The sequence below is a fragment of the Streptomyces sp. NPDC001401 genome, from assembly GCF_042895385.1.
Lineage (GTDB): Bacteria > Actinomycetota > Actinomycetes > Streptomycetales > Streptomycetaceae > Streptomyces.
Window position 1 is genome coordinate 34,148 of sequence record NZ_JBIAWI010000012.1, and the last position, 12,343, is coordinate 46,490.

Consider the following 12,343-nt stretch of genomic DNA (forward strand, 5'->3'; position numbering starts at 1 on the left):
ACCCTCTCCACCCGGACTTCCAGGAGGACCGGCCATGCACTCCGCAAACGTCGGCAGACGCAGAGACAACCGCCCAACCCGCCGCGCCGTGCTCGGGACGATCGCGGGCGTGGCGACCGCCGGGGCGGTGGGCGGGTACGCCTGGGCACACCGCGGGCACGGCAGCGACGACGGCACCGGTACGGTCGCCGACGGTACGGGCACCGGCCCGAGCGCCCGGCCCACCGGGGCGCACTCCTTCGAGCGGCTGTCCGCACCCGGCCGCACCGTGGCCCGCGCCGCCGACGGCGGCACGCTCGCCACCTTCACCGACGGCGCCCGTACCGCCGTACTCGCCGGGCCCACCCGTCACTTCAGCGAGTCGCGGACCACCACCGCCAAGGTGACCACGGACGCCTGGGTGCGGGTGCTCCCGCACGAGTGGCAGCGGGGCATGGAGAAGTCCGCCTGGTTCAAGGGCTGGTTCGCCAAGGCGCTCGGCGACACCAGCCCGGACGTCTTCGCGGTGGCCTTCCAGTACAGCAGCGCCGGGGCGCCCGACAAGCACAACGCCGCCGGCGTGCGCTACGCGGGCACCGCGCACTTCGGCCCGCGCAATGCCGGGGTCAGCAACCCCCTGGACTTCGCCTACTACGACGAGAAGTCCGACTTCTACGACTATCTCGGCATTCCCTGGACGTTCCCGGACGGTACGCGCATGCAGCCGGAGAAGGCACGCTACGGCGACGTCGACTGCTCGGGCTTCCAGCGTCTGGTGTGGGGCTACCGCATGGGCATCCCCCTGCACAACACCAACACCCGGGGCGCCGGCCTGCCGCGCCGCGCCTTCGCCATCGCCGCCCACGGTCCCGGCCGTCTGCTGATCCCGAGCACCGGCGAACCGCCCACCGACTTCAGCATCCTGCAACCCGGCGATCTGGTCTTCTTCGCCATCATCAAGGACCAGCCGAACCTGATCGACCACGTCGGCATCTACATGGGTATCGACGACCAAGGCCGCCACCGCTTCTACTCCAGCCGCTCCGCCGCCAACGGCCCGACCATGGGCGACCTGTCGGGCCACGCGCTGCTGGACGGCACCGACTTCTACGCCCGCGGCTTCCGGGCAGCCCGCCGCCTGTGACCCCGCGGCCCGTGCGCCGCCGCCTCACCTGACCTGCTGATCCGAGGACCACCACAATGACCGCCATCCCCGCCGCCCGGCCCACCGGCACACACCGAGGCCGCCGGGCGGCGAACCGCTTCCCCGGCCGGCCGGAAGACGCTCCGCGCTGGGAGCGCCCGGCGCTTGCCGCGGTGCTGGTCGTCGCCGCGGTGCTGTACTCCTGGGGAATCGGGCACGCCGCGATCCACCCCTTCTACGGCGCGGCGATACGGTCGATGGCCGCCGGCTGGCGCTCCTTCTTCTTCGGCGGGCTCGACGCCGGCGGTGCGATCAGCATCGACAAGCTGCCCGGCGCCTTCTGGCCCGATGCCATATCCGTCTGGATCTTCGGCCCGCACACCTGGGCGGCCGCGCTTCCGCAGGTCGTCGAGGGCGTTGTCACCGTATGGCTGCTGCACCGGATCGTACGGGCCTGGGCCGGGCCGTTCGCCGCGCTGGTCGCCGCGCTGACGCTCACCCTCACCCCGGTCACCGTGGTCCTCACCCGGGCCACCATCCCGGACACCGCGCTCACTCTGCTCCTGGTGGCGGCGGCCGGAGCGCTGCAGAAGGCGGTGCGCACCGAGCGGCTGCTGCCACTGATCACCTGCGGGGTCTGGGTCGGGCTCGCCTTCCAGGCGAAGATGCTGCAGGCGTGGCTGGTACTGCCGGTCTTCGCCGCGGTGTACCAACTCGCCGCTCCCGGCACGCCGTTGAAGCGGGGTCTGCGCTTCCTCGCGGGCAGTGCGGTCGCGCTGGCGGTCTCCTGCTTCTGGGTGTTCCTGGCCTGGGCGACACCGGCCGCCGACCGCCCGTACCTCGACGGAACGTCCCACAACAATCCGTTCGCCCTGGTCTTCGGCTACAACGGTCTGAGCCGCTTCAGCAGCGATTCCACCGCGTTCGGCGCGGTCGCAGGCACCGCGGCCAGCCGCACCACCGGCAACACCGGCTGGGGGATGCTGGTCAACAACACGGTCGGCCCGCAGGTCGCCTGGCTCCTGCCGCTCGCCGTGCTCGCCGCGGTACTGGGCTTCGTCTGGCGCGCCGGGCAACCGCGAACCGACCTGCTGCGCGCGGGATTTCTGCTCTGGGGCGGCTGGCTGGCCGTGCACACCGTGGTGTTCAGCGCCTCCAACGGCAACCACGCCTACTACACCGCCGCCATCGCCCCCGCAATCGCCGCACTGACCGGCGGCGGGCTCGCGCTCTTCCGGTCCGAGTACGAGGCGCAGTACGAAGCGGAGTACGAGGCAGACGGCCGGCGGCATATGGCACTGCCGGCGGCGATCGCGCTGACGGCGGCGTGGGCGCTGGTGCTCGACTGGCCGACCCGATTCGTCTCCTGGCTGCTGCCGATCGCCGTGATGCTGGCGCTGTGCGCCGTGGTGGGCCTGTGGACCCGCGGGCCGCGCACCTCCCCGCGGATGGTCCACGGCGCCCTCGCCGCCGGGATCGCGGCCACCCTCGTCGTGCCGGCCGGCTGGGCCGTCTCCAGTCTCGACCCGTTCTACGCGGGCGCCGCCACCTCGCCGATGGCCGGTCCGGTCGGCAAGGCGTACTACGACGCCGTCCGTCGCCACCACGCTCTGCGGAGGGTGGGGCTCGACCGGCCCAGAGCCCGCGACACCGCGCTGCTCGACTACCTCACCACGCACCGCCACGGCGAGAAGTACCTGCTCGCCACCCAGGCCGCCTACACCGCCGAGCCCCTGCTGCGCGCGAAGTCCGAGCCCATCCTCGTCATGGGCGGCTTCACCGGCAGCACCCCCTTCCCCACGGCCGGGCAGCTCGACACCCTCGTCATCACCCACCAGCTGCGCTATGCGCTGCTCACCACCCAGCGCCCCACCACTCCCGCCACGACCTGGGTGAAGTCCCACTGCAGCCGCATCCGGCCCACCGCCTACGGCCGCCGCACCGACGGCAGCTTCGCCCTCTACGACTGCCGCCCCGGGGTGTGAGGCGACAGGCAACCTCACCTCGTCCGAACCGCTATTGCACAGCTGTGACGGTGAGCGCACAGCTCCGTCACGCCCCGTGGGAAGACTCCTCTCATCGCGAAGGCCGGCAGCCGAGCGGACCGGACCGGGTCCCGGGGACGGCTGGTGGCTTCCGCGAAACTCTCGTCGCAGCGTGATTCACATCCCTGGGGGAACCTCGATGTCCGCTCGTAACCGCCGGAGCACCGCAGCAGTCGTCACCGCGGGGGCCGCCGCACTGCTCACCCTGTGCGGCTCGGCCGCCTCGGCGATGGCCGCTCCGTCCTCCGGCAGCGGTGCCAAGGGCAGCGCCGCGATGGTCGCCGCCGCCGCGTCCGCCCAGACCCTCACCGTGCCCAGGGGACTCACCATCAGCGACGGCACCCGCCGCGTCGTGGTGGGCGGCAAGTCGATCGACTTCGGCGGCGTCGTCCGTGACCTGGCCTGGAACCCCAGCGGCAGCAAGGCCGCCTTCGTCGACGGGCAGGGCAACCTGGTCGTCTCCAACCCCGACGGCAGCCACCGTGTGACCGTCGCGGCCAACCCCGGCGGGCAGACCTGGTCCCACCCCACCTGGCAGGTCACCGCGGCCGACAGGGCGAACGGCATCCCCGCGAAGAACAACATCATCTTCACCGCCAAGATCCACGGCAGCACCGTTCTGGAAAGCGTCAAGGCCACCAGTGACCACGGCAGGCCGGCCCGCATCAGCCTGAACAGCGACCCGGACAGCGGCGCCCTCCCGAAGACCGGCAACGCCTGGCCCAACGTCGGCGGGACCTACGGCACCTCCGTCTACGAGAACACGCACACCGGCGAGGTCTACATCCGTGACGACTACCTGCGTCAGCAGGGCGGTGCGCTGACCAAGGGTTCCGAGCCCGCGCTCTCCCCCGATGTGGAGGAGGTCGTCTTCGTTCGCTCCGTCCACGGGCACGACCACCTCTTCGTGGACGAGTTCGGCGACGGCACCAACGTCATCAAGGACATCACCCCCGGCGCCACCACCGACTACACCGAGCCCGCCTGGTCGCCCGACGGCAAGACCATCGCCTTCCGCGCTCCCACCGGCACGTACACCATGACCAAGACCGCCCACGGGTTCGGCAGGCCCGTCAAGGTCACCAGCCACACCGGCCTGCCGGCCTACCGCGGCTGACCGCCGCCCAACCGGCCGCCCCAGCGGGCGAGTTCGGCCCGTAGCTCCTCCAAGTGCTGGTCGGCCGTGTCATGCGGCAGGTACTCGACCACATCGAGAAAGCGGAACAGGACCTGGGCCGAGGTGACGGCGAACTCGTAGTCGCCGAACCCCACCACGGCACCCAGCTCACCACGAACGGCGCCCCGGACGACATGCGCGGTCATGTCGTCCGGGCTTTGTGCTGTCAGCCCCCGCCGCGCATTGGGGCGGGCCAGATACGGGCAGACCATCGAGGCGTAGAGCATGCATGCGCGGTGCCCCGGAGCTTCCAGTGTCGCCGCCAGGTTGCGGTAGGGCCGCCCGGCAGCAAGCGCCTCACGGATCGCGGCACTCTCCGCGGCGCCGACCACCCGCCACACCGGGCCCTTGGCCATCAGGGTGTTGCAGACGGAACACAGACGCTGCCGTGCGCACTCGGCGCTGCGCCCGTAGTCGGTGAGCGCGAACTGGGGCTCGTCGCCCTCCCACGGCGTGATGGCGGGGACGGGATAGCCACGGCTGTCACGAGGTCTGGCCTCGACGGTCGCCGGCATGGGTACGGAATCGAATCGCACACCTCATGTTCAACCACATGACCGACCCACCGCGACGGTTGTCGGGCATGCACCGGATCTGACGGCGTGTCAATTAGGTGGGGCACCGCACCAGGCTCCCTCATGCAGCAGCGAGCACACCGTGTCCTGCGTTACAAAAACCGCCCAAGTTGCCCAGGTCACAGCGCAAATGTCCATTTGGCGTCCATGCTCGACCCGAAAACAGACGCCCGAAGTGGAGCGCATTGTCACTGACTTGGATGCGCCGTGCCGAAGTGACCCATGACACAGCGTTCGTGACGTTCTGCCTCGTTCCCCGTAGAAACCTGTAGAAAGGTGCCAATCATGGCCGCTTACCTGTGCCCGCCTGCCGTGATACACGGCGAGCACACCGTGCAGACCAGCGAGATCGTGGCGGAAGTGCGCGATCGTCACCCGCACGCGGCGTGGGCGCCGCGGATCGACGGCATCGCGGCCAGTACGGGCATCGAAAACCGCGGGTGGATGCTGCCGTTGGAGGCCGCCGTCGCGCCCGGCAACGGGAGCGGCCTGCCGGCTGCCGGCATCGGGCCGGCCCGGGAGGCGCTGGCCGGCGACGGGTTCGCCGAACAGGACGTGGATCGCGTGATAGCCGCCCTCGAGGCGATACCCGCGCCGCAGACCGTCCAGGAGCGCACCGCACCGGCCTGGGCGGCCGTGCAGTCCTGCGGGGAGCGTGCGGCGCGCGGTGCCCTGCAGATCGCCGGGCTGGACACCGCGGACGTCGACTGCCTGATCACCAGTAACTCCACCACCCCGGCGCTGCCGGGCCTGGACGTCGCCCTGGCCAACAAGCTCCCGCTCCGGGGCGATGTACTGCTGCTGCCGGCCACGCAGTGGGCCTGCATCGCCGGGACCCGCTCCCTGGCGCTGGCGGCGGATCTCGTGGCCGCGGACCCCGACCGGGTGGTCCTGGTCGTGATCGCGGAGGCACTGAGCACGACCTATCAGCCCGCGGACGACACCCTGGAGTCCCTGATCGTCCGGTTGCTGTTCGCGGACACCGCGGTCGCCGCGGTGGTCACGGGCCGCCCCAGGCCCGAGTCGGTGCTGCGGCTGGACGCCGCCTGGAACCACACGCTGCCCGGCACCCAGGACCTGCACCGCCTGGAGACACGGGAGGACGGCACCCACTTCGTGATGGACCGGCGCGGGCCGCGCGCCGTGCAGGAGACGGTCACCGCGATGTGGGAGTGGCTGCGCCTGCGCTACCAGGACGATCCCGACGCCTGGCACCCCGACGTCCTGCTCGCGCACCCCGGCGGGACCCGCGTGCTGGAGTACATGGAGCAGACGATGCCCGACGGGTGGCCGTCGGGGCTGCTGGACTACAGCCGGGACAGCTACACCAGCGGCAACCGCGGAGGCGCCGCCGTGTTCGACATCATGCGGAGGGCGTACGACGCCGGGCAGGAACGGGGCAGTCGTGCCGTCCTGTACGCGGCGGCCCCGGGCCTCACGGCCACCGCCCTGGAAGGGGAGTGGCTCTAGGGCCTGTCCGCGTCACCTCGCGACCGACGCCCAGACCACCTTGCCGGTGTCCGTCCACCGCACCCCCCACCGGGTGGTGAGTCCATGCACGACGTGCAGGCCACGGCCGCCGTCGTCGAGGAGCCCACCCTGGCCCAGTCGCGGGCGGCCGTTGCCGGTGTCGCCGACCTCGCACAGCAGCCCGTCACCGGTCCTGATCAGCCGTACCGTGATGGGTCCCTCGGCGAAGCGGACCGCGTTGGCGACCAGTTCGTCGACCACCAGCAGCACGCTGTCCCGGGTGAGGTCCCTGATGCGCCATTGCTCCAGCAGCGCGGCGACCAGCGTGCGGGCCCGGGCGGCCGCGTCGCCGCGGGCGGGCAGCCGCCAGGTCGCGGTGTCCCCCTTGCGGTAGCCGATCATGCGCGCGAGCAGCAGGGTCACGTCGTCGCGCCGGTGCACGGGCGCCAGCGTGGAGACCAGGCGCCGCGCGGCCTGCGGCAGGGCATCCCAGGGGTGGACCGTGGACACGGCGTCGGTCAGCCTGTCGATGCCCTCGTCGATCGAGAGGGCCTTGTCCTCCACCAGGCCGTCGGTGTAGAGGGCGAGGAGCGAGCCCGGGGGTGCGGCGAAGGCGTGCACGTCGAACGGCTCCCGCAGCGCGAACTCGGCGCCAAGACCGGGGTGGGGGCGAATCGCGACCGGGCCGGCGGGCCCGTCCGGGGGCACCAGGACCGGGGGGAGGTGGCCGGCGCTGGACAGCGTCACGCGGTGGCTGACCGGGTCGTAGACGGCGATGCAGCAGGTCGACCCGAGGGCGCTGTAACCGGCCGCCAGCCCGGACTCCGCGTCGTCGAGCAGCGCCACGGTCTCGTCCAGGTGCTCCAGCACCTCGTCGGGCGCCAGCCCCGCGGACAGCAGCGCGCGGGCCTCCATGCTCAGCTGCCCCATGGTCGCCGCGGCTCCCAGGCCGTGTCCGACGACGTCACCGACCACCAGCGCGGTACGGCCGTCCGGCAGCGGGAAGCTGTTCACCCAGTCACCGCCGACGCCCGCGCTGTCGGGGGTGGCGGGCTGGTAGACGCTGGCGGTCTCGATGGTGTCGCCGCCCGACCGGGGCAGCAGCCGGCGCTGCAACGCCAGCACCTGCGTGTGCTCGCGCTGGTGCTGACGGGCCAGGTCGACGTGATGGGAGGTCCTGGCCACCAGCTCCTGCAGGTCGAACAGCTCGCTGTCCTCGAAGGGGCGGCCCGCCCGCCGCCAGACCTCCGCCACCCCCAGCACGACGGGCGGCGCGCCGTCCAGGACGAGCGGTATGCACGCCACAGCCGCCGCCTGGTCACCGGGCACGAGGGCACGTACCAGCCGCGGACTGCCCAGTACCCGCTCGATCGCCTCCCGGTCGGGTATGACGATGGCCTGCGCGGCGTCGTCACGCCGTCTCGCCTGCGACAGCAGGCGACTCGCATCGCCGGGAAGATCGTCGCCCGGAGTCACGTAGCCGTCGGGCCAGGCCCGGTCCGGGACCAGTGCCGCCCGCCGGAGATGGATGCGCCCCTGCGGCTGCTCGGTGAGCATCTCACCCGTCCACACGGCGAAGTCGAGGTCGATGGCGGTCACGTCTCCCCAGGCCAGCAGGGACTCCGCCAGCGACTGGGCGGTCTCGCCGATGTCCAACGAGGTGCCGATCGCGGTCTCCGCGGCATACAGGTGCAGCCTCCTGGCCATGGCGATCAGCGAGACGGTCAGGCCCTCCTGAGGCGCCGCGGCGGCCAGGATGCTCATCGAGACCACCAGCTCCGACCCGTCGCCGCGCCGCAGTCGCTGGACCCGGGCGACATGCGGCTCACCGGTCTCGAGGACCTGCCGCAACCGCCGGGTGACCGTCGGTACGTCCCAGGGAGGCAGAAGATCGACGAAAGGGCTCCCCGTCACGGCCTCCACCCCCGCGAAAACCGGGGCGTCCAGATTGCAGCGGCTGATTCTCAGATCCCGGTCCAGGTTGACCGCGCCGAGGATCTGCTCCTGGCTGTCGGGGGTCGGATCGGCGGGTACGCGTCGGCGGGCGGCGCTGTCGCCCTGCGGGTCGGCGGAACCGGCGGCCGCTGCCGCTCCCTCTCGTGGCATGTACTGCCCCAAAGCGCTGCTGACCATGTCGAACGGCGACGCGGACGAGGAGGAAGGGGTGGAGTCCATGCGGCTCTCTCAGCTCGCTCGCCAACCCCGGCACAGCGCCGGGGCCGTACCAGAACCCGGGCGACGGGGTCCCGAAATTCCTGACCGCATACCTCATTCAATAACACCCGGGGCCGCTTCGCCCACCACGAGCACCGTACGGCCAAACCGATGCGAACAGGGCATGTCCGTCGGCTCCCCGACATGGTGCAATCGGTCGGACGGCCGACAGTGAGTGGGTACGTATGGAGCACGCCGCCGGAGAGGGGCCGAGACCGGGCGCCCCGGGGCCGGACCCCCGCGGGGCTGCCGGGCTCCGGGTCGGTGTCCTCGGTGAACTGACCGTGACGCACGACGGGCGGGTCCTGAGCCTCGGCGGGCCCCGGCCGCGTGCGGTGTTCGCGCTGCTGGTGCTGGCGCGGGGCGCCGTGGTCACCGGCGACCGGCTGATCGACGTCGTGTGGGGCGAGGAGCCGCCGCCGAGTGCGGTCGGTGCGCTGCAGGCGTACGTCTCGCGGCTGCGGCGGGTACTGGAACCGGCCCGGACGGCCGGTGCCCGCAGCAGTGTCATCGTGCGGGAAGGCGCCGGTTACGCGCTCCGTCTCGACCCGGACGAGGTCGACGCCTGGCGCTTCGAAGCGCTGCTCAAGCAGGCCGGACAGTCCGGGCACTCCGGACGGTCCGTGCCGCCGGCGGCGGAGAGGGCGGCTCTGCTCACCGAGGCGCTCGCCCTCTGGCGGGGTCCCGCCTTCGCCGGGTTCACGGACGGGCCGTGGGCACGGACGGAGGCGGCGCGCCTGGGCGAACTGCGTGAGGTGGTACGGGAACAGCTGCTGGCCGCCCGCCTGGAGTGCGGGGAACACACCGAGGCACTGCTCGCCGAGGCCGAGGACCTCGTCGCCGGACAACCCCTGCGCGAGGAGCGCTGGTCCCTGCTGGCCCTCGCCCACTACCGCGCCCATGGCCAGGCCGACGCCCTCTCCGCACTCCGCCGCGCCCGCCGCACCCTCGCCGACCGGCTGGGCATCGACCCCGGCCCAGCCCTGCGCGGCATCGAGGCCGAGGTCCTGTCCCACGCACCGCGTCTCGCCGCACCCCTGACGTCTGCTCCGCCCACATCCGCGCCGGTGTCCGCACCCGCCTTCGTGTTCGGCCAACTCGTCGAGCGGGAAAGGGAGTTGGCCGAGCTGCGGCAATGCCTGTCGGACGCGGTCGCGGGCCGCGGCGGGCTGGTGTGCGTTCAGGGCCCTGCCGGGATCGGCCGGAGCGCACTGCTGGCGGAGGCGGGGCGGCTGGGCAGGGAGTGGGGCGTACGGGTGCTGGACGTCCGTGACGGTCGCCCGGACGCCCTCGCGGAGGCGGAGGCTTCCCCGGGAATCCGCTCGTACGATCCCCAGGACCTGGTACGCCGGTTGCTCGACGCAATGACCGACGGACAGGCCCCCGACGGACCCGACGGCTTCGACGTCCTGCACGGGCTCTACCGGATCGTCGAGCAACTGGTCACCGACGGCCACCCTGAACGGCAGCCGCTGCTCCTCCTCGTGGACGACCTTCAGTCGTGCGACACGGCGTCCCTGCGCTTCCTGGCCCATCTGCTGCCGCGCATCCAGACCCTGCCGGTCCTCGTCGTCACCGCACTGCGCGCCGGGGAGCCCCCCGCCCGGCGCGAGAACGAGCAGGTGCTGGCCGACATCGTGCAGGACCCGACGGTGGTGCACATCCGGCCCGAGCCGTTGAGCGCGGCGGGTGTCGCCCAGTTGGTACGCCGACTGCTCGGCACCGTAGTGGCCGACGAGGTCGAACGTGCCTGTCAGCGGGTGTCGGCCGGGCTGCCGCTCCTGCTGACACACGTACTCGGGGCGCTGGAGACCGCGGGGACGGATCCGCGCGCCGTGGAGGAGGCAGGCGTCCGTGCCGTCTCCGACCTCGTGCTCACCGTGCTGGACCGGCTGCCGTCCGCCGCCACGGCCGTCGTACGGGCGGTCGCGGTTCTCGACGGCGGCAGCGGCGACGGCGGGGCCTCGCTGCCGACCGTCGCCGCCTTCACGGCACTGTCCGAGCAGGACGTGGCCGCGGCGACGGCGGCTCTCGTACGGGTCGAAGTGGTCCGTGACCGGTACCCGTTGGCCTTCGTCCATCCCCTGGCCGGCGAGGCCGTGCTGCGGACGGTGTCGCCGCGGGAGCGTCCGGCCCTGCACGAGAGGGCGGCACGGCTCCTCGACCGTGCCGGTGCGGCTGAGGAGCGGACCGCCGCGCATCTGCTCCTGGTCCCCTACCGGGGCGACCCCTGGGTGGTCGGCGTCCTGCGTACCGCCGCGGCTCGCGCGACCGCCCGCGGCGCGAACGACGCGGCCGCCACCCTGCTCACCCGCGCGCTGCTCGAACCGCCCGCCCGGGACGTCCGGCCCGAGGTGCTGCTGGAACTGGGGCGGGTCGAAGCACTCGTGGACGGGCCTGCGGCGGCCCGTCACCTGCGGGAGGCGTACGAGACGTCACCCTTGGGAGCCGGCGCCGCGCGCCTGCTCGCGCAGACGCTGATCTACACCGGCAGGCCCGGCGAGGCGGCCGAGTTCGCGGCCCGGGCGGCGGCGGAGCTGCCCACCGGGCAGACCGCCGCGGACGATACGGCCGACATGGCCGACGAGCGGCAGGGGCTGCTGGCCCTGGCGCGATTCGGCGCCTTCGCGCACGGGCTGTACACCGTGGGCACCAGCGGCCCGGATGCCCCGGCGCCACCCCCCGTCGGGGACGGGCCCGGCGCCCGCATGCTCGCCGCCGAGGCGGCGAGGGACGCCGCCGTGTGGGGCCTCGACCGCGCGGCGGCCGTCGCCTCGGCCCGGTTCGCGCTGACGGACCGGGTACTGCTGCGCAGCGGAAAGGTGCTGTCCTGGTGCACGGCGGGCGTCGTGCTGCACCTGGCCGACGAGGACGTCAGGCTGCTGTGGGAGGAGACCCTGACGTACGCCGGGCAGCGGGGGTCGCTGATCGGGACGCTCTCGGCACACCTGTGGAACGGGTTCACGCAGTGGCGGCACGGCGAGCTGCACCAGGCCCGCCGGTCGCTCGAAACCGCGCTCGAACAGTTCGGGGCGTGGGGGGTCACGCCCGGTGCGCCACAGTGCCGCGCTTTTCTGACCGGGGTGCTGCTGGACCTCGGGGACATCGCCGGCGCACGTGCCTGTCTGGAGCGGATGGAGCGGATGAGAGCGCGGGCCGGGGGCGCCGAGGGGGCGCGGCTGCGCGGGGAGAGCGAGGCGCGAGTGCTGATCGCCGAGGGCCGGTGCGCTCAGGCGCTGGCCGTGCTCGACGGCGTACGGCATCTCCAGCCGGCCGTGGTGAACCCGGTGTGGTGGGACGGGGAACTGCTGCGGGTACGGGCGCTGACCGGGCTGGGTGAGCGGGAGCGGGCCGAGGGGCTGGCACGGGAACAGCTGCTGATGGCCCGCAAGTGGGGCGCGCCCGGCACCGTCGGCCGGGTGCTGCGGCTGCTCGGCGAGGCACGCGGGCCCGACGGCGGACCCGAACTCCGGGAGGCGCTCGCCCTGCTGGCCGACGGCCAGGCCCGCCTCGAGCAGGCCCGCGCCCAGCAGTCCCTGCACGCCTTGACCTGCGGTGACACCGCCCAGGAGGCCGTCGGACGCCGATTCCCCCCAGCGTGACCGGCGTACGACGGGCCGTCGGGACGAGCATCCGGCGGCCGACTTGCGATCGGCTTGCAAGCGGTTCGCAAGACCGGTGGCGCATCATCCAGGACGCAACCGAATCAGGCGTACCACGCGTCAGACACACCACGCAG

General features: G+C 72.6%; 7 protein-coding genes. 5 read left to right on the forward strand and 2 right to left on the reverse strand.

Going from position 1 to position 12,343, the window contains the following annotated elements:
* The first annotated feature begins 34 nt into the window (after positions 1-34).
* From ACFY10_RS33750 to ACFY10_RS33760, 3 genes are all read left to right on the forward strand, one after another.
* The gene (locus ACFY10_RS33750; RefSeq protein WP_390669038.1) at positions 35-1,123 is read left to right on the forward strand and encodes an NlpC/P60 family protein; all 1,089 of its coding nucleotides are present in this window, start codon (positions 35-37) and stop codon (positions 1,121-1,123) included.
* A gap of 56 nt (positions 1,124-1,179) precedes the next feature.
* Positions 1,180-3,108 (forward strand): ArnT family glycosyltransferase, encoded by a 1,929-nt coding sequence (locus ACFY10_RS33755; RefSeq protein WP_390669039.1) that lies wholly within the window; start codon positions 1,180-1,182, stop codon positions 3,106-3,108.
* 199 nt (positions 3,109-3,307) lie between these two features.
* Complete coding sequence (locus tag ACFY10_RS33760; RefSeq protein ID WP_390669040.1) at positions 3,308-4,285, forward strand: TolB family protein; 978 nt, start codon at positions 3,308-3,310, stop codon at positions 4,283-4,285.
* On the opposite strand, the gene ACFY10_RS33765 is transcribed toward ACFY10_RS33760, so the two are convergent.
* Positions 4,273-4,860 carry a hypothetical protein gene (locus tag ACFY10_RS33765; RefSeq protein WP_390669041.1) on the reverse strand — a complete coding sequence of 196 codons (588 nt, stop codon included), beginning with the start codon at positions 4,858-4,860 and terminating at the stop codon, positions 4,273-4,275. The genes ACFY10_RS33760 and ACFY10_RS33765 overlap by 13 nt on opposite strands.
* A gap of 345 nt (positions 4,861-5,205) precedes the next feature.
* On the opposite strand from ACFY10_RS33765, the gene ACFY10_RS33770 reads away from it, so the two are divergent.
* Positions 5,206-6,390 (forward strand): type III polyketide synthase, encoded by a 1,185-nt coding sequence (locus ACFY10_RS33770; protein ID WP_390669042.1) that lies wholly within the window; start codon positions 5,206-5,208, stop codon positions 6,388-6,390.
* A gap of 12 nt (positions 6,391-6,402) precedes the next feature.
* Here ACFY10_RS33770 and ACFY10_RS33775 read toward each other — a convergent pair whose 3' ends face one another.
* Positions 6,403-8,565: a SpoIIE family protein phosphatase gene (locus tag ACFY10_RS33775; RefSeq protein ID WP_390669043.1), complete on the reverse strand. Its 2,163-nt coding sequence runs from the start codon at positions 8,563-8,565 to the stop codon at positions 6,403-6,405.
* Positions 8,566-8,789: 224 nt separating this feature from the next.
* Between ACFY10_RS33775 and ACFY10_RS33780 the strand changes: the two genes are divergently transcribed.
* Positions 8,790-12,206 (forward strand): BTAD domain-containing putative transcriptional regulator, encoded by a 3,417-nt coding sequence (locus ACFY10_RS33780; RefSeq protein ID WP_390669044.1) that lies wholly within the window; start codon positions 8,790-8,792, stop codon positions 12,204-12,206.
* Positions 12,207-12,343 lie beyond the last annotated feature (137 nt).